This is a genomic window from Actinokineospora fastidiosa, from assembly GCF_014648415.1.
Taxonomy (GTDB): domain Bacteria; phylum Actinomycetota; class Actinomycetes; order Mycobacteriales; family Pseudonocardiaceae; genus Actinokineospora; species Actinokineospora fastidiosa.
Map to the genome: position 1 here is coordinate 105,963 of NZ_BMRB01000008.1, position 17,763 is coordinate 123,725.

Annotated in this window: 17 protein-coding genes; 8 read left to right on the plus strand and 9 right to left on the minus strand. The window is 73.7% G+C overall.

Features of this window, described 5'->3' with window-relative positions; genetic code table 11:
- The first annotated feature begins 33 nt into the window (after positions 1-33).
- Genes IEY98_RS29135 through IEY98_RS29150 form a run of 4 tightly spaced genes read left to right on the plus strand, consistent with a single transcriptional unit; the run spans position 34 to position 2,682 of the window.
- Entirely contained in the window at positions 34-1,020 is a 987-nt protein-coding gene (locus IEY98_RS29135) for an NAD(P)/FAD-dependent oxidoreductase (protein WP_229787677.1), read from the plus strand.
- Positions 1,021-1,031: 11 nt separating this feature from the next.
- Positions 1,032-1,613 (plus strand): class I SAM-dependent methyltransferase, encoded by a 582-nt coding sequence (locus IEY98_RS29140; RefSeq protein WP_229787679.1) that lies wholly within the window; start codon positions 1,032-1,034, stop codon positions 1,611-1,613.
- A 13-nt stretch (positions 1,614-1,626) separates the two neighbouring features.
- On the plus strand, positions 1,627-2,115 hold the full coding sequence (locus tag IEY98_RS29145; protein ID WP_189213882.1) for a DinB family protein: 489 nt from the start codon (positions 1,627-1,629) through the stop codon (positions 2,113-2,115).
- Between the two features lie 9 nt (positions 2,116-2,124).
- Positions 2,125-2,682 carry a DinB family protein gene (locus IEY98_RS29150; protein WP_189213883.1) on the plus strand — a complete coding sequence of 186 codons (558 nt, stop codon included), beginning with the start codon at positions 2,125-2,127 and terminating at the stop codon, positions 2,680-2,682.
- A gap of 99 nt (positions 2,683-2,781) precedes the next feature.
- Here the strand turns inward: IEY98_RS29150 and IEY98_RS29155 are convergent, their stop codons facing one another.
- Entirely contained in the window at positions 2,782-3,711 is a 930-nt protein-coding gene (locus IEY98_RS29155) for a VOC family protein (protein WP_189213884.1), read from the minus strand.
- Between the two features lie 58 nt (positions 3,712-3,769).
- Between IEY98_RS29155 and IEY98_RS29160 the strand changes: the two genes are divergently transcribed.
- Positions 3,770-4,342: a TetR/AcrR family transcriptional regulator gene (locus tag IEY98_RS29160; protein ID WP_229787681.1), complete on the plus strand. Its 573-nt coding sequence runs from the start codon at positions 3,770-3,772 to the stop codon at positions 4,340-4,342.
- On the opposite strand, the gene IEY98_RS29165 is transcribed toward IEY98_RS29160, so the two are convergent.
- On the minus strand, positions 4,339-5,784 hold the full coding sequence (locus IEY98_RS29165; protein WP_189213886.1) for an outer membrane protein assembly factor BamB family protein: 1,446 nt from the start codon (positions 5,782-5,784) through the stop codon (positions 4,339-4,341). The genes IEY98_RS29160 and IEY98_RS29165 overlap by 4 nt on opposite strands.
- A 114-nt stretch (positions 5,785-5,898) precedes the next feature.
- Here IEY98_RS29165 and IEY98_RS29170 point away from each other — a divergent pair, with 114 nt between their 5' ends.
- Positions 5,899-7,338 (plus strand): flavin-containing monooxygenase, encoded by a 1,440-nt coding sequence (locus tag IEY98_RS29170; protein ID WP_189213887.1) that lies wholly within the window; start codon positions 5,899-5,901, stop codon positions 7,336-7,338.
- On the opposite strand, the gene IEY98_RS29175 is transcribed toward IEY98_RS29170, so the two are convergent.
- Positions 7,299-8,627 carry an FAD-binding oxidoreductase gene (locus IEY98_RS29175; RefSeq protein ID WP_229787683.1) on the minus strand — a complete coding sequence of 443 codons (1,329 nt, stop codon included), beginning with the start codon at positions 8,625-8,627 and terminating at the stop codon, positions 7,299-7,301. The two genes, IEY98_RS29170 and IEY98_RS29175, sit on opposite strands and share 40 nt — an antisense overlap.
- 47 nt (positions 8,628-8,674) lie before the next feature.
- Between IEY98_RS29175 and pdxR the strand changes: the two genes are divergently transcribed.
- Positions 8,675-10,084: a MocR-like pyridoxine biosynthesis transcription factor PdxR gene (gene pdxR, locus IEY98_RS29180; protein ID WP_189213889.1), complete on the plus strand. Its 1,410-nt coding sequence runs from the start codon at positions 8,675-8,677 to the stop codon at positions 10,082-10,084.
- Here pdxR and IEY98_RS29185 read toward each other — a convergent pair.
- The 6 genes from IEY98_RS29185 to IEY98_RS29210 form a co-directional block, all read right to left on the minus strand.
- The gene (locus IEY98_RS29185; RefSeq protein WP_189213890.1) at positions 10,062-11,531 is read right to left on the minus strand and encodes a PQQ-dependent sugar dehydrogenase; all 1,470 of its coding nucleotides are present in this window, start codon (positions 11,529-11,531) and stop codon (positions 10,062-10,064) included. The genes pdxR and IEY98_RS29185 overlap by 23 nt on opposite strands.
- A gap of 55 nt (positions 11,532-11,586) precedes the next feature.
- On the minus strand, positions 11,587-13,020 hold the full coding sequence (locus IEY98_RS29190; RefSeq protein ID WP_189213891.1) for a DUF4153 domain-containing protein: 1,434 nt from the start codon (positions 13,018-13,020) through the stop codon (positions 11,587-11,589).
- A gap of 707 nt (positions 13,021-13,727) precedes the next feature.
- Positions 13,728-14,750, minus strand: a complete 1,023-nt coding sequence (locus IEY98_RS29195; protein WP_229787685.1) for a HAMP domain-containing sensor histidine kinase — start codon at positions 14,748-14,750, stop codon at positions 13,728-13,730.
- Positions 14,747-15,421, minus strand: coding sequence for a response regulator transcription factor (locus IEY98_RS29200; RefSeq protein ID WP_189213892.1), 675 nt, complete (start codon positions 15,419-15,421; stop codon positions 14,747-14,749). The genes IEY98_RS29195 and IEY98_RS29200 overlap by 4 nt, the downstream gene beginning before the upstream one ends.
- 63 nt (positions 15,422-15,484) lie before the next feature.
- Complete coding sequence (locus tag IEY98_RS29205; RefSeq protein ID WP_189213893.1) at positions 15,485-16,021, minus strand: vitamin K epoxide reductase family protein; 537 nt, start codon at positions 16,019-16,021, stop codon at positions 15,485-15,487.
- Positions 16,018-16,749 carry a DsbA family protein gene (locus IEY98_RS29210; protein WP_189213894.1) on the minus strand — a complete coding sequence of 244 codons (732 nt, stop codon included), beginning with the start codon at positions 16,747-16,749 and terminating at the stop codon, positions 16,018-16,020. The genes IEY98_RS29205 and IEY98_RS29210 overlap by 4 nt, the downstream gene beginning before the upstream one ends.
- Before the next feature lie 87 nt (positions 16,750-16,836).
- On the opposite strand from IEY98_RS29210, the gene IEY98_RS29215 reads away from it, so the two are divergent.
- Positions 16,837-17,706: an exodeoxyribonuclease III gene (locus tag IEY98_RS29215; protein ID WP_189213895.1), complete on the plus strand. Its 870-nt coding sequence runs from the start codon at positions 16,837-16,839 to the stop codon at positions 17,704-17,706.
- Positions 17,707-17,763: the final 57 nt, after the last annotated feature.

Genomic DNA, 17,763 nt, shown 5'->3' on the forward strand with positions numbered 1-17,763 from the left:
ACAGTGACCGATCGGCTGTTAGACGGATATGACGTGGTAGTGGTCGGCGGAGGCGCCGCGGGGTTGAACGGGGCGCTCATGCTGGCCAGGGCCCGCCGGTCGGTCGTGGTGATCGATGCCGGTTCCCCGCGCAACGCCCCCGCGTCGGGCGTGCACGGGCTGCTGGGGCGCGAGGGGATGCCGCCCGCCGAACTGCTGGCGCGTGGTCGCGCGGAGGTGCGCGAGTACGGCGGCCATGTCGTCTCCGGCGAGGTCCGCGACGTGACCCGCGAGGGCGAGGAGTTCGCGGTGGCGCTGGCCGACGGCCGGACCGTCCGCGCGCGCAGGCTGCTCGTGGCCACCGGCGTGGTCGACGACCTGCCGGAGATCCCCGGCGTGCAGGAGCGGTGGGGCAAGGACGTGCTGCACTGCCCGTACTGCCACGGCTGGGAGGTGCGCGACCAGGCGATCGGCGTGCTGGCGACCGGCCCGATGTCGGTGCACCTGGCGCTGATGTTCCGCCAGTGGAGCCCCGACATCACCTACTTCGCCCACACCCGCCCGCTGAGCCCGGAGGACGCCGAGCAGTTGGCCGCGCGCGAGATCCGCGTGGTGACCGGCGAGGTCGCGGCCGTCGAGTCCGCCGACGACCGGCTCACCGGCGTGCGGATGGCCGACGGCACGGTCGTCGCCCGCGCCGCGCTGGCGGTCGCGCCCCGGATGTCCGTGCGCGCGGACTTCCTCGCCACGCTCGGGCTGCGGGCCACCGACCACCCGTCGGGGATGGGGGAGTACCTGCCCGCCGACTCGACCGGCCGCAGCGACGTGCCCGGCGTGTGGATCGCGGGCAACGTCGTGGACATGGCCGCCCAGGTCGGCGCCGCCGCCGCGGCGGGAGCGGGCGCGGGCGCCCAGATCAACGCCGACCTGATCGACGAGGAGACCCGGCTGGCGGTCGCCGCCTACCGGGAGCCGTTCGCCGCGACGGCCGAATCCGAGGTCTGCGACCTGGTGGCGGGCGAGCGCCGCCACGGACTGTGAAGGAGCGTCCCGTGTTCGACCAGGCCTATTGGGAAGAGCGCTACCGCGCGGGCGGGCACCACCGGCAGGTCCCCAGCCCGCAGCTGGTGGCCGAGGTCGCCGACCTCCCGCCCGGGACCGCGCTGGAGGCGGGCTGCGGCGAGGGCGCCAACGCCATCTGGCTCGCGGGCCGGGGATGGCGGGTGACCGCGGTCGACATCTCCGCCACCGCGCTGGAGCGCGCGCGGGAGGACGGCGCGGACGTCCCGGTCGACTGGGTGCACGCCGACCTGACCGACTGGACGCCGCCCGCCGAGCACTTCGACCTGGTGTCCGCCCACTACGTCCACCCGACGGGCCCGCCCGGCGCGCTGTTCGCCAAGCTGGCCTCGGCCGTCGCGCCGGGCGGCACGCTGCTCGTCGTCGGCCACGACCCGGCCGACCACCACTCCGTGCCGGAGGCGCACTCCACGACCGCCGACGTCATCGCCGCCCTGGAGCCGGACCGGTGGGACGTGGTCGTCGCGGAGTCCCGGACCCGCGTCGCCACCGACCCGCACGGGCGCGGCGTCGAACTGCACGACGCGGTCCTGCGGGCGCGGAAGCGGTCGTGACATGCTCCGACCCATGATCACGCGCTTCTCCCACGACGTCCTCGGCGACCCGATCCGCGCCCAGTTCGAGGCTTTCATCGACGAACACCGCCACGCGCTCAACAACAGCCTGGACGGGCTCACCGAGGACCAGGCGCGGCGGTCCCTGGTGCCGTCCCGGACCACGCTGCTGGGCCTGGTGAAGCACGCGGTGTTCGTCGAGAAGGTCTGGTTCGACGAGTCGATCAGCGGCCGGACGCGCGCGGAGCTCGGCCTCCCGCAGACCCCGGACGAGTCGTTCATCCTCGACGACACCGACACCGTCGAGTCCGTCCGGCAGGCCCACCGCGAGGCGTGCGAGGCCTCCCGGCGCGCGGTGGCGGGGATGGACCTCGACGACCTCGTCCACCACAACCGCCGCGGCCCGCTGCCGCTGCGCTGGGTGTACCTGCACGTGCTGCGCGAGCTGGCCCAGCACTGCGGCCACGCCGACATCCTGCGGGAACAGGTGCTCAGCCAGTAACGTGGAGTGATGACCGAGTGTCCGTGGGAACCGCCGCTGGCGGGCAGCGAGGTCGAGCACCTCGTCGGCGCGCTGGACCGACTGCGGGCGACGTTCCGCTGGAAGGCCGACGGCCTCGACGCCGAGGGCCTGCGGACCCGCGTCGGCACGTCGGCGCTGACCCTGGGCGGACTGCTGAAGCACCTCGCCGCGGTCGAGGAGCACACCTTCACCACGAAGCTGACCGGTGACCCCGTCGGCGCGCCCTGGGCGGGCCATGACGAGGAGTGGCCGTTCACCTCGGCCGCCGACGACTCCCCGGACCGGCTCTACGCGCTCTGGGACGGCGCCGTCGCCCGCTCGCGCGCCCGGCTGACGGCGGCGCTGGCCCAGGGCGGCCTCGACCAGCCGGTCCACGTGGCGGCCGCCGACGGCCACCGAGCCAGCCTGCGGCGGCTCGTCTGCGACCTGATCGAGGAGTACGGCCGCCACACCGGCCACGCCGACCTCCTCCGGGAGGCAGTGGACGGCGTGGTCGGCGAGGACCCGCCGCCGGGATGGCACCCCACCTCCCCGACCGGCGGGTGATGGCGCCGAAGGGGATCTAGGCGTGTCGCTCAGCGGTGCACGGTGGGTTGCCTGGCGTGAATCCGCCCGCCCTGCGGGGATGTCGGCCCGGGGTCGCGGCTAGTTCTCCGGGCGGAAGGCGATGACCGCGCCGAGCGCGGAGGTGAAGATCTCGCCTGCCGGGGTCTCGCGTAGCGGGAAACCGTTGTCCTGCAGGAGTTGCCGGGTTGTCCCGAGGTCGCGCACGGCGACTGTGGTGGCGACTAGGGCGGGGACGGCGGGCGGGGTCACGCCCGGCAGTACGGCGTCGAGGTCCGAGGCGGCCACGAGGGTCACAGTGGCGTCGCCGATGGCGAACACGCGGGTCTTCCCGTCAACGCGGGCCTTCCTGCCGAGGTAGCGCTCGTAGCGGTCCTGGGTCTCGTCCACGTCGGTCGCGCACAGCAGGACGTCGGCCAGACCGGTGGCGCCGTTGGGGTGCCCGGTGAGCCGGGCCGCCTGGAGGCGGGGGTCGAGATCGGCGACGACGCCGACCCGGCCCTCGGCGACGGCCCCGGGGCGTTCGCCGTCGATCTCCAGGTAGCGGACGGTCTCCACCTCATCGCCCGCCGGGCGGCGGACCGTGGTGACGCCGCCGTGGCCGACCCCGGCGGTGCGCAGGCGGTCGGCGGCGGCGTCGATGTCGGACGCGGAGAACATCAGGATGTGCAGGCCCTCGAAGCGTTCCAGGCACGCGGCGAGGGTCGCGCTGGTGGCCGTGACGCGCTCCAGCAGGGTCGGCAGCACCTCGGGCGGGGCCTGCAGCGGGACCACCCGCGCGTCCGCCGGGACCGCGCCGCCCGGGTCGAGGACGGTGGCCAGCTCCAGGAAGTCGGCGGCGAAGTCGGCGTGCGTGTTCGCCGCCCCGAACGGCACGGGCTCGCCGTCGTCGCCGGGCAGCGCCGGGTAACTCGGGGCGGGCACGGCGAACCCCAGCCGCCGGTACCCATCGAGCGCTGCGGTCATGTCGCGGACGACGTGGCCGATGTGGTGCAGGCCGGTGATCTCCATGCGGCCCACGGTAAAGTAGCTCGACCAAGTGGTCAAACAACCTGGTACCGTCACGCCGGTGGACACCGACGGCAGGCGCCTGCGCTATCAACACCGCCGACCCGAACTCCTCGACGCCGTGGTCGACTACGTGCTGGCCCACGGCGTCTCCGGCCTGGCGATGCGCCCGCTGGCCGCGGCCGTCGGCGTCAGCCACGGCACGCTGCTGCACCACTTCGGCTCCAAGGAGAACCTGGTCACCGAGGTGATCGACGTGCTGCGCCAGCGGCTGAGCGAGGCGGCGGGCAGCACCTCGGAGCCCGCCCGGCTCGCCGACCTCACCGACTGGTGGCGGCGGTCCACGACCGAGGAGCGCCTGCCCGTCTACCGGCTGCTGTTCGAGGTCTTCGCCCACGCCGTCCGCGAACCCGCCCAGTACGAGCGGTTCCTCCGACAGGTCGTGCACGACTCGCTGGCGCTCATGGAGAACCTGCTCATCGCCGACGGGTGCGCGCCGGAGCGGGCGCCGCTGGTCGCCTCGATCGTGGTCGCCCAGGCCCGCGGCCTGCAGCTGGACCTGCTCGCCACCGGGGACCGCGAGCGGGTGGACGCGGCGTTCGCGCTGTTCGTGGACCTGATCGATCGGATCTAGGCCGCCGGGAACCCGAGGACGTCCGGCTGTCCGACGCGCACGGCGACGACCGCGCCCGGGACGGACAGCAGAACCGCAGGCGGCCTCCCGCTCCACGGCAGGGGGACGCGGGTGATCGGGCCGCCGTAGGTGTGCCAGACCAGATCGACTCCGTCGGCGTTCTCGCACAGCCGCAGGTAGGTCGTCGCGGTCGTGGCGTCGTCCAGCGGTCTCGGGCAGGCGCGCGGGTCCAGCGCGGTGGGCTCGCCGGTCTCGACGTCGAGCACGGCGGCCCGCAGCACCTCCTCGGCGGCGCGCTCCTCCGCCACCGGCCGGACGCCGAGGTCGACGCGGGGGTAGCGGGGGCCGGACGCGAGGTCGGCGACCGGCTCCCCGGACTCGGCCCACACCAGGCGCGGGTCGCGGCCGGGGAGCGTCACGGCGGCGACGCGGCCGTCCGGGCTGGTCGTCGTCGTGAACCGGCCCGCGGCGAAGGGCTCGGACTGCTCCCAGCGCACCTCGCCGGTCCGCTCGTCCAGCGCGAGGACGGTGACGGTGTCCGCGCACCACAGCGGGACCAGCAGGACGTCAGCGCCGCTCACCGGACCGTCGGCCGTCGGGCGGCATCCGGCGGGGGCCGACCACGACCACAGCCGGGTGCCGTCGCGGAGGTCGACCCCGGTGACGCGGTGGTCGTCGTCAATGCCCTGCCAGATGGGGAGCACGGTGGTCGTGGGCGTCGTCGGGTGCGCCTCGCCCGCCCATTCGCTGAGCGGCTCCCCGGTCATGGCGTCGAGGGTGACGAGCAGGGACTGGTGGCTGCGCCAGTCGTTGCCGGGGGCGAAGGCGGCCACCACCAGCGCGCGGTCCGGGGTGGCGGTGAGCGCGGTCAGGGCGGCGTCCGGGCGGGCGTAGCTCCACCGCCGGGCGCCGGTGGGGCCGTCGACGCCGACGATCTCGTCGTGGCCGGGGGACTCGTCACGGGCGCCGATCACGACCCCCGCGCCCGCGGGCACGGCCGCCATCACCGCGCCGCTGCCCGTCCACTTCCACGGCTGGTCGGCCGGACGTTCCGCGAGCGCCGCCGGGACCACCGGCTCGCCCGCGGTGAGCGACACGGCGGTCGCGGGCACCCACGCGGCGCCGGACACCGCGAGCGCGGCGACCAGCACGACCGCGATCACCGCGCCGAGCACCCGTGTGCCGCCGATCAGCGCGCCTGCCGTCACGGCCAGCGCGGACACCAGGAGCACCGTCGTGGAGTTGCCCGGCACGCCGCTGTCGAGGTCCACGTAGAGCAGGACCGCCGCCCAGAGCGCGGCGACGACCCCCAGCGGTCCGGCCCAGTGCTGCCGTCCGGCCAGCGCAAGCCCGGCGGCGACGAGCACGACCACAACACACGCGATGACCAGACCCGGATACGGGCGCGCCGCGCCGCCGTCGCCCCAGAGGGCCGCGACCACCGCGCAGACCGCTCCTGCCCCCACCACCGCGTTGCCGATCACCCCCGTCCGGACGCGCGACCGCCCCTCGGGGTTCCGGTACGGTCCCAAGCGAACCGACTAGGGGAGGACGGCATGGAGCACGTCGACGTCCTGATCGTCGGCGCCGGGCTCTCCGGCGTCGGGGCTGCCTGCCAGCTGCGCGAGCGCGTGCCGGGCGCGTCGATCGCGATCGTGGAGTCCCGGGGGGCGATCGGCGGCACGTGGGACCTGTTCCGGTACCCGGGCGTGCGCTCGGACTCGGACATGTTCACCCTCGGCTACTCGTTCCGCCCGTGGCGCGCGGCCGCCGTCCTGGCCGACGGGTCGTCCATCCGCGAGTACATCCGGGAGACCGCCCGCGAGTACGGCGTCGACCGGCTCGTCCGGTTCAACCACCGGGTCACCGCCGCCGCTTGGGACTCCGACACCGCGCGGTGGACGGTGACCCTCGACCGCGGCGGCGAGACCGTGGAGATGACCTGCGGGTTCCTGTTCAGCTGCACCGGCTACTACCGCTACGACGAGGGCCACACCCCGGACTTCCCCGGCCGCGAGGACTTCGCCGGGCCGGTCGTGCACCCGCAGCACTGGCCGCAGGACCTCGACTGGACGGGCAAGCGGGTCGCGGTGATCGGCAGCGGCGCCACCGCCGTGACGCTGGTGCCCGCGCTCGCGGAGAAGGCCGAGCACGTGACGATGGTGCAGCGCTCGCCCAGCTACGTCGTCTCCCTCGGCTCGCGCGACCCGCTGGCCGACTTCCTGCGGAAGGTCCTCCCTGACCGGGTCGCCCACCCGGCGGTGCGCTGGAAGAACGCCCTGGCGGCCACCGCGCTGTTCCGGTTCAGCCGCTGGCGGCCGGACGTCATCCGCAGGCTCATCCGCTGGGACGCCAAGCGCAGGCTGCCCGAGGGCTACCCGGTCGACGTCCACTTCCGCCCCCGCTACGACCCGTGGGACCAGCGCATGTGCTTCGTCCCCGACGCCGACCTGTTCCGGGTGATCGGCAGCGGCCGGGCCTCGGTGGTCACCGACGCCGTCACCGGCTTCACCCCCACCGGCCTCGCCCTGGAGTCCGGCGCGACGGTGGACGCGGACATCGTCGTCACCGCCACGGGCCTGTCGGTCCTGCCCTTCGGCGGCATCCAGCTGACCGTTGACGGCACCAAGATCGACTTCGGCGACACGGTGGCCTACAAGGGGATGATGCTCAGCGGGGTCCCCAACCTCGCGGTGGCCATCGGCTACACGAACGCGTCGTGGACCCTGAAGTGCGACCTGGTGGCGGCCTACGTGTGCAGGCTGCTGAACCACATGCGCGCCAACGGCCTGCGCCGGGTCATGCCCCTGGCCCCCGACCCGAGCCTGCCGACCGAGCCGTTCATCGACCTCAAGGCCAACTACGTCCTGCGCGCCCTGGACCAGCTTCCCCGGCAGGGCCCGACGACGCCGTGGCGGCTGCACCAGAACTACCCGAAGGACGTCGTGCTCCTCCGTCACGGCCCGGTGGACGACGCTGGGGTGGAGTTCGCGTAGTCCGGTCGTGAGGTCGGGCGGATGTTCTGGTTGAGGTGGAACACGTTGTCTGGGTCGTAGACGTCCTTCAGCGCCGTCAGCCGGGCCAGCTTGGCCGGTGGGTACGCGCGGCGCACACCCGCGGCGCCCTCGTCCGCGAGCATGTTCACGTACACGCCCGCGGCGTGCGGGGCCAGGTGCGCCGCGGTCCGCCGCGCGTCGGCGATGCGGTCGGGGTCCTCGGCCGGGTCGGTCCAGGACATGCCCGCCCCGTACTCGAACTCCGTGCCCCGGAAGCCGAACGCCGCGTCGTCGTCCGGCACGTCCGCGATCGCGCCGCCGTAGGCCTGTAAGCCCTGGTTCGGGACGAAGCCGTCCTCGACGGTGAGGAACGCGTCGATCGCGGCGTCGGTCAGCTCCGGGAGGTAGTGCCCCGCCGAGTACCGGCGGATCGCGTGCTTCTGGACGGTGTCATCGCGGGTCTGCAAGTCCAGATAGGACAGCTCCCGCACAACAGCCGACCGGGGCGTGCCCAGCGCGTTCAACTCCGACGTCAGGGCTCGACCGGCATCGGGATCGCCCACCCACACGAAGCCGACCACCAGCGTGTCGCCGTCGCGGAAGGACGCGTCGAACGTCGCCTGCCGAGGGGCCGAACGGCTGATGTCGCGCCAGGCGCGCAGGACGTCGGCGGACGGGTCGAAGGTGTACTCCGCCGACAGGGCCCGGGTGCCGACGGGGTGCAGGCGGAACTCGAACTCGGTGACGACGCCGAAGTTGCCGCCGCCGCCCCGCAGGCCCCAGAACAGGTCCGGGTGCTCGTCGCGGCTGGCCGTCACCACCGTGCCGTCGGCCGTCACCACCCGGTAGGAGAGGACGTTGTCGCAGGCGAGGCCGTGCGCGCGGGCCAGCCAGCCCATGCCGCCGCCCAGCGTCAGGCCGCCGACGCCGGTGTGCGAGACGTTGCCCGCCGTCGTGGCCAGGCCGTACGGCTGCGTGGCCGCGTCGAGCGCGCCCAGCAGCGCGCCGCCGCCGACGCGGGCGGTCGACCACTCCCGGTCGACGCTCACACCGTCCATGCCGCGCAGGTCGATCATCAGCCCGTCCTCGGGGACGGCGAAGCCCACGGCGTTGTGGCCGCCGCAGCGCACGCCGAGCTCCAGGTCCCGCTCGCGGGCCAGCCGCACGGCGGCGGCCACGTCGGCGTCGGTCGCGCAGCGGGCGATCAGCCGGGGGCGGCGGTCCACCATGCCGTTCCACACCCGGCGGGCCTCGTCGTATCCGGGCTCGCCCGGTCGGATCAGGATCATGGCGACCAGCATGTCCGAGATTGGTTCTGGCGGTATGGTCCATTCCGATGACTGTTCCCAGGACCAATTTCGCCCAAGACCTGGTCCTCGACCTGCGCCGCGGCGACGGCCCGCTGCACCGGCAGATCGAGACCGCGCTGCGCGCGGGCATCCGGTCCGGGCGGCTGGCCGCGGGCACCGCGCTGCCGCCGACCCGCGCGCTTGCCGCCGACCTCGGCGTGTCCCGAGGGGTCGTGGTCGAGGCCTACCAGCAACTCGTCGCCGAGGGGTACCTGACCAGCCGGATGGGCGGCTACACCCACGTCGCCGCGGTCACCGCGACCGCGCCGTCGCCGGGACCCGTCCGGCAGCCGCCCCTGCCCTACGACTTCGGCTACGGCCGCGCCGACGTCACCCGCTTCCCGCGCGCGGCGTGGCTGCGGTCCGTGCGCCGGGTGCTCACCGAGGCCCCCGCCGACCGGTTCGGCTACCTCAGCGGGCGCGGGATGCCCGAGCTGCGGGACGCGCTGGCCGACTACCTCAACCGCGCCCGCGGCACCGCGGCGCACCCGGACAACATCGTCGTCTGCTCCGGCTACGCGCAGGGCATCGCGCTGCTGCTGCAGGTCCTGGCCGCGCGCGGCGCGCGGCGGCTCGCCGTCGAGGACCCGTCGGCCGACGACGACGCCCGCCCGATCGCGGCCAGCCTCGGCATGGAGATCGTGGGCGTCCCGGTCGACGAGGGCGGCGTCCGGGTCGACGAGCTGGCCAAGCGCTCGGCGGACGCGCTGATCCTCACCCCGGCCCACCAGTGGCCGACCGGCGGCGTCCTGCCCGCCGACCGCCGCGCCGCCGTGCTGCGCTGGGCCGGCGAGCACGACGCGATCGTCATCGAGGACGACTACGACGCCGAGTACCGCTACGACCGCCCCGCGCTCGGCGTCCTGCAGGGCCTGGCCCCCGACCGCGTGGTCTACGCGGGCTCGGCCAGCAAGACCCTCGCCCCCGGCATGCGGCTGGGCTGGCTTGCCCTGCCCGCGCACCTGGTCGACGCCGTGGCCGCTGCCAAGCTCGCCGCCGACCGCGGCGCGCCCGCCCTGGACCAGCTCACCTTCGCCGACTTCCTCGCCCGCGGCGAGTTCGACCGCCACCTGCGGCGCATGCGCCCGATCTACCGCGGCCGCCGGGACGTCCTGCTGTCGGCGCTGCGGGAGCGGCTGCCCGACTTCGACCCCGTCGGGATCTCCGCGGGCCTGCACCTCGTCGCGTGGCTGCCGCCGGGGCTGGGCGAGCAGGACACGATCGCCGCCGCGCGCACGGCGGGCGTGGGCGTCGGGGGAGTGGGCCCGTACCGGATCGCGCCGTCGGGGCGCGGCGGGCTGATCTTCGGGTACGCCACCCTCAACGAGCGCGCCGTCCGGGCCGGGATCGACGCGCTCGCGAGGGTGCTGGACGTCAGCGGCACGCGCCGCCGTTGAGGCTGAACGCCGCGGGCGGGCTGTTGGCCCCGGTGCGCGAGCCCAGGAATCCGAACTGGACGGACGCGCCCGGGGCGATGGCCGCGTTCCAGTCGGCGTTGCCCGCTGTGACGGCCGCGCCCTCCTGGCGGACGGTCGCGTTCCACACCTGCGTGACCCGCTGGCCGTCGCCGAACGACCAGGCCAGCGACCACGCGGGCACCGGCTCGGCCCCGGTGTTGGTGACGGTCACCTCGGCGTGGAAGCCGGTGCCCCACTGGGTCACCAGCCGGTAGTCGACCGCGCAGGACGGCTGCGTCGCCGTGGAGCGGAACGACACCTTGTGCAGCTGGCCGGGCAGGTCGTTGACCAGGTAGATCTCGCCGTCGGCGTCGGTGCCGAAGCTGGTCGGCTGGATGGGCAGCTCGCCGATGCGCGCGTGGGTGTGGGTGCCGTCGGGATTGGCGCGGATCGCGAACGCCGGGTTCGTGCAGTAGTCCGACGCGAGGTAGACGCCGTCGGCGATGTCGGCGAACCGCGAGCCCCGGTAGACCACGCCGCCGATGACGGCGCAGCCTTCGACCGAGGTTCGGTAGGTGAACACCGGGTCTACATAGGACTCGCCTGCGCGGCAGCGGGAGGCGTCGAACACCTCGGTGCCCTCCCGGCACGACCAGCCGAGGTTCGCGCCCGCCTGGTCGGCGCGCAGGTGGTCGACCTCCTCCAGGGTGCCCTGGCCCACGTCGGCGATCCACAGCGAGTCGTCGGCGGGGTCGAAGGAGAAGCGCCACGGGTTGCGCAGGCCGTACGCCCAGATCTCCGGCCGCGCGCCCGCGACGCCGACGAACGGGTTGTCGGCGGGCACGCAGTAGAGCGGGCAGCTCACGTCCAGGCGCAGGATCTTGCCGAGCAGCGTGTCGAGCCGCTGGCCCGCGTCGAACGGGTCGCCCGCGTCGCCGCCGTCGCCGATGCCCCAGTACAGCAGGCCGTCGCCGTCGAAGGCGAGCTGGCCGCCGTTGTGGTTGGCGTAGGTGGCGTGGTCCTGGCTCAGCAGCTCGGTCAGCGCGCCGTCGGCGTGGCGGGCGAGGGTGACGGCGTTGTCGGACGCGCGCGTGTAGGCCAGGTAGAGCGTCTGGTCGGTGGCGTAGTCGGGCGACGGCGCGATGCCGAGCAGGCCGCGCTCGTTGCCGCTGACGCTGACGTGGGCGGTGATGTCGATCAGCGGCTCGGCGGCCAGTCCGGTCTGCGGGTGGTAGACCCGCACGATGCCCGCCTTCTCGGTGATGAACAGCCTGCCGCTGCCGTCGTCTGGCGCGGCGATCGCCGTCGGCCGCTTGAGTCCGAACGCGACCTGCGTCGTCTCCACGGTCAGCGTCGGCAGGTCGGCGGCTTGGGCCTGGGGGACCGTCACCGCCGCCGCGCCGATGACGACCGCGGTCAGCGCGGCCCTGCGCATGCTTCGTCGCATGTCCACTCCTGTCCTGTTGGGAGCGCTCCCAGACTGGCCGGTGGAAGTTGCTCTGTCAACCGTGCGTTTCGCAGGCGTGGGGGCGCAGGAGGAGATCGCGGGCGGCGGCGCGGGCCCAGTTCCACTCGGTCGGGCTGTCGTCGGTGACGCGGGCGGCGTGGGGGAGGAGCACGCACGCGCGGACGGGCTCGGGCAGGTCGGCGAGCGCGGGGACGGCGTCGGCGGAGAGGGTGCCCAGGTAGGCGGTGTCGATGCGGCCGGTGTCGGCGTAGCGCTGGACGTTCCACCGGGCGATGAACGCTTCCGGATTGAGGACGACCAGCCCGAGCAGCGCGGCGAGCCCGCTGCCCAGCACCGCGCGCGGCAGCCATGCCGCCGCGAGACGCCTGCCCGCGGCGAGCACCATCAGGCACACCAGGCCGAGCCACAGCTCGGCGACGCCGACGAGCAGGCGCAGGACCGTGAAGCCGTAGGTCTCCTGGTAGAGCCACAGGCGGGTGAGCGCGGACGCGACGATCACCAGGGTGGCGGCGGTCAGCCCGCCGAGCAGCCCACGCAGCCAGCCCCGCTCGACGGCGGTGCGCCGCGGCGCGACCCGGGCCGCGATCGCGATGACGGCGAGCGTGAGGGCGGTGACGGCGAGGAGCTGCCAGAACCCGGACCGGGCGTACTGGGCGTAGGTGAGGCCGGAGGTGCGGGTGACATAGGCGTCCCCACCGAAGAGGACGGCCACCTGCACGCCGATGAAGAGGGCGAACAGCATCAGCAGGACACCCACCGGCAGCGCCCACTCCACCAGCCGCACGCGCTTGACCGGCCGCCCCGCCCGCGCTGGCGCGCCCCGGTGATACGCCGCCCCCGCCAGCAAGACGACCACGATGAGAAACACCACCACCGACGGCCCGGGAACCCCGGAGAAGTCCGGAACCAGCGACGACACCACCTCGGCGAACGCCGCGTCCGCCGCCGCGAACAAGGCCCCGAACACCAGCACCAACACCGCCCCGACCCCCACCGCGGCCCAGATCCGCACCCCGCCTTGACGACTGCGCACCGCGACCCAAGCCCCCACCACGAGCCGAGGCCACGACAGCAGCCCCGACCCCCACACGGCGACCGACCCCCGGGCAAGCTCACCGGCGGACCGTCCACCCGCGACACTCAACGACAGGCACACCGCCGCCCCCACCACGCAGAACCCGAACAACCACCCGGCATCCCGAACCGCCCCGGCAACCCCGAGCCCGACGGCGAGCACCAACCACCCCGCCTGCACATGCCTGCGCTCATCGATCCGGCCCAGTACGACGATCGCGCAGGCGACGACCGCCACCGCCAACGTCCACCCGAGCCCGACTTTCCCGATGGGGACCAGCATGGCCGCGACAATCCCGCCTGCGCTGACAACACCGAGAACGGCCCGGGAGGCGGGCGTGGCCCACTCCCGGTCAGGGGTGGTCAGCTGGCCGATGGAAACGGATTCAGACATGGCTCTCCCGTGAGTGCTATTCGAGGAATGGATTGGTGCAGGGGAATTTTTGGAGATGGGCGCATCGGACGAGTCTGCTATGGACTCCGGAGAACCCTGGGATGACCGAGAAGGACGGGGGTTGGGCTTACGTGAACGGCGTGCTGGTGGTGATGGGCGGGATGGTGTGTGTGTCGGGGAGGGAAGGAGGAGGGAGGGTGAGGGCAGGGAAGGAGGGTGAGGGCAGGGAAGGAGGGTGAGGGCAGGGAAGGAGGGTGAGGGCAGGGAAGGAGGGTGAGGGCAGCGAGGGAGGGCGAGAGGGCGGGAGGTTGTTCGTGTTCTGTGGTGGGTGGGATGTGGGTGGTCCCGGCTGGAGCAGCTGGGGTTTCGATCAGTAGTGGTCGCGGTGGTGTCGTGTGGCCTTAGTAGGTGGGTTGTGGATTGGGTGGGTGTGGCCCCGTGGGTGGGCGGTGGCCCGGGTGGGTGGGCTGTGGTCGTGGTGGGTGTGGGCGGTGGCCCGGGTGGGTGGGCTGTGGTCGTGGTGGGTGTGGGCGGGGCTTCGGTGGGGTGCAGCTGTGGTCTCGGTGAGTGGACTGTGGTTGCGGTAGTGCACTGCGGCCGTGGTGGGTGCGGCTGCGGCCTCGGCGGAGAGCGATCCCTGCGGCCGGTGCGGGCGGGGAGGGCGGTGGTCAGCCTCTGCCGACGCGCCTGCCTAGGGCTACGCGCCCTCAGGCGGGGAGGGTTACCCGGATTCGGCAGCCGCGCGTGGAGTCGATCACGCCGATGGTTCCGCCGTGGAGGTCTACCGCCCAGCGGGCGATGGAGAGGCCCAGGCCGGTGCCGCCGCCGGAGGCTCGGTCGCCTCGGGTGAAGCGGCCGAAGACCTGGGCGCGTTCCTCGACGGCGATGCCGGGGCCGTCGTCGGCGACCTCGAGGGTGAGGCCGGTGGGGCCCATGGTCGCCGTGACGCGGACCTCGCCGTCGGCGGGGCCGTGGCGGACGGCGTTGTCCAGGAGGTTGGCCAGGACCTGGTGCAGGCGTTCCGGGTCGGCCCGGACCACGGCGGCGGAGGGTTCGACCGAGACGCGGAAGGTCGGGGTGCGGGCGGTGGCCGCGGCGTTGACCTCGGCCTCGGCGACCACGTCGGCCAGCAGGGGGGCGACGGCGACCGGTTCCAGGCGCAGGGGGTGGGCGCCCGCGTCGATGCGGGACAGGTCCAGCAGCTCGGTCACCAGCCTGCCCAGCCGCTCCGTCTGGGCGAGGGCCGTGCGCAGGGTCGCCGGGTCAGCCGGGCTGACGCCGTCGACGACGTTCTCCAGCACCGCGTGCAGGGCGGCGATCGGGGTGCGCAGCTCGTGGGAGACGTTGGCGATCAGCTCGCGGCGGGTGCGGTCGACGTCGGCGAGGTCGGCGCTCATCTGGTTGAACGCGCGGCCCAGCTCGCCGACCTCGTCGCGGGCGGTGACGCGGATGCGGCGCGAGTAGTCGCCGCGGGCCATCGCGCGGGCGGCGGCCGTCATCTCGCGCAGCGGACGGGTCATGCCGTGCGCCAGGATCTGCGAGGTCAGCAGCGCGCCGATGATCGCGGTGACCGACGTGGTCGGCGGGATCCAGCCGATCATCAGCCAGAAGTACGCCAGCGCTGCCCCGCCCGAGGCGACCAGCAGGATGCCGAGCTTCAGCTTGATCGACCGCACCGGGTCGAGCGGCCGGGGCAGCAGCTCCACCAGCGCCGACAGCCGGGCCCTCACCGGGCCACCTCCAGCGCGTACCCCACGCCGTGGACGGTGCGGATCAGGTCCGCGCCCAGCTTCCGCCGCAGGGCCTTGATGTGGCTGTCGACCGTGCGGGTCCCCGCCGCGTCCGTCCAGTTCCAGATCTCGGCGAGCAGCCGCTCCCGGGGCTGCACCGCGCGCGGGCGGGCAGCGAGGTAGGCCAGCAGCTCGAACTCGATGGGCGTCAGGTGCGCCTCCACCCCCGCCCGCCGCACCCGCCGCTCCACCGGGTCCACCTCGAGGTCGCCGACGACGAGCGGCCCCGTGGTGCTCGCCGCCCGCTCGACCCGCCGCAGCAGGGCGTGCACGCGGGCGGCGAGCTCGCGGATCGAGAACGGCTTGGTCAGGTAGTCGTCCGCGCCGACGGCGAGGCCGATCAGCATGTCGGTCTCGTCGTCGCGGGCGGTCAGCATGAGCACGGGCACCGGCCGCTCGGCCTGCACCCTGCGGCACACCTCCAAGCCGTCGAAGCCGGGCAGCATGACGTCCAGCACGATCAGGTCCGGCGGGTTCGCCTGGGCGGCGGCCACCCCGGACGGCCCGTCGCTGGCCACCTCGACGGTGAACCCCTCGGCCCGCAGCCGCGCCGCGACGGACTCCGCGATGGTCTTCTCGTCCTCGACCACCAGCACTCGCCTGTTGCCCATGCAGCCGACTCTAAGCAGGGGTTGTGGGCGGCCCCGGGGCGAGGTGTGAAGGTTGTGTGCGCGTCAGCTCGTCCAGAAGTCCCAGAACGCCTGCAGGATCAGCGCCACGATCACCACGTACCAGAGCGCGAGGATCACGCTGTGCACCCGCCGCAGCGACGGCAGCGCGAAGGTGTCGAGCAGCGTGTACCAGAACAGCGGGGCCATCACCGCCCACACGACCATGCAGTACGGGCACAGCGCCCGGATGTCGTACAGGCTGGCGAAGATCAGCCAGTGCACGAACAGCAGGCCGAGCGCGGTCCCGACGAGCATGCCCAGCCGGAACCACCTCGGCGGGGTGAACCCGGTCAGCCCGACCACGCCCACGGTGACCACGACCGCGAACGCGGCGATGCCGATCAGCGGGTTGGGGAACCCGAACGCGGCGGCCTGCGGGCTCTCCATCACCGAGCCGCACGAGACCACCGGGTTGATCGAGCACAGCGGGACGTGCGTCGGGTCGGCCAGCACGGCCAGCCGCTCCAGGATCAGCGCGACGGCCGCGACCAGGCCGATGCCGCCGCCGACGACGTAGAGCCAGGCGAGCGCCCGGCTCACTCCGCCAGCTCCGCGTCGATCCGCTCGCGCAGCTGCCGCTCGACGTCGGCGTAGGTCTCCCCGGTCGGCTCGAACAGCTGCCCGCCGACGAAGATCGACGGCGTGCCGGACACCCCGGCGGCCTTGCCGTCGGCGATGTCCTTGTCGATGCGCGCCTGCACCTCCGGCGAGGCCAGGTCGGCGGTGAACTTCGCGACGTCGAGGCCGCTGGCCTCGGCGTAGCCGCGGAACAACTCGGTGGCGCGCTCGACGTCGTCGCTGACGGCCTGCCCGTCGGGGGCGAGTGCCCACTCGTTGTAGTTCTCGTACAGCGCGCGGTACATCTCCCGGAACTTGCCCTGCAGGGCCGCGGCCTCCGCGGCCCGGGCGGCGGGCATCGCCAGCGGGTGCATGTCCAGCGGGTAGTTGCGCACCACGAAGGTGATCTTGCCTGCGTAGTCCTGCTCGATCTTGCTGGTGACGGTCTTGTAGTACTGCTCGCAGGCCGGGCACTGGTAGTCCAGGAACTCCACGACCGTCACCGCGCCGTCGGGCGCCTCGGTGAGCGTGTGGCTCCCCTCGGGCGCGAGCACCGACGCGGGCACCGCGCCCTCGTCGGAGCCGGAGTTCTTGAACAGCAGGATCCCGCCGACGACCAGGACAGCCACGACCACCACGACGGCGGTCAGGATCACGTTGAGGGACACCCCGCGCCGGGCGGCGGTCACGGGGTTCTTGCTGCGCGTCATCTCTGGGGGTCCACCTCGGCGTCGACAGTACCTGCACCTGAGTAGTCGGACGGGTCGGCGCGGGAGTTCCCGGCTACGGTGGGGCGCGTGCGGATCGCCACCTGGAACGTCAACTCGGTCAAGCAGCGCGTCCCCCGGCTCCTGCCCTGGCTCGACCAGCGCGCCCCCGACGTGGTCTGCCTCCAGGAGACCAAGCTCTCCGACGAGGCGTTCGCCGAACTGCTGTCGGCGGAGTTCGCCGCCCGCGGCTACGAGGTCGCCGCGCACGGCGAGGGCCAGTGGAACGGGGTCGCCCTGCTGTCGCGGGTCGGGCTGGACGACGTGGTCGTCGGGCTGCCCGGCGGGCCCGGATTCCCGCACCAGGAGGCCAGGGCGATCTCGGCGACCTGCGGCGGCCTGCGGGTCTATTCGGTGTATGTGCCCAACGGGCGCGTGCCCGACTCCGACCACTACCGCTACAAGCTGGAGTGGCTCGCCGCCCTGACCCGGGACGTCGCCCCGCACGCGGACTCTGCGGTGGTGTGCGGGGACGTGAACATCGCGCCCACCGACGCCGACGTGTTCGACCCGGCCGCCTACGCGGGCCACACGCACGTCACCGGGCCCGAGCGGGCCGCGCTCGCCGCGCTGCAGGACCTCGGCCTGCACGACGTCGTGCGCGAGCGGTGGCCGGACGAGCGCGTCTTCTCCTACTGGGACTACCGCGCGGGCATGTTCCACCAGAACCTGGGCATGCGCATCGACCTGATCCTGGCCGCGACGCCGCTGCGCGACCGGGTGCGGGCGGCCTGGGTCGACCGGCACGCGCGCAAGGGCGCCAAGCCCAGCGACCACGCGCCGGTGATCGTCGACCTCGACGAGGCGCCCGACGGCGACATCGGCCCGGTCGTGCCGCCGCCGTCGGCGGGGGCGCCGCGGCGCGGGAAGCGGCTGCCGCAGTCCGACATCGCGGGCTGAGCCCGTGCGCCGACCCTCAGCCGACCGTGCGCGGCGTGGGTGAGTGTGGTCTCGACA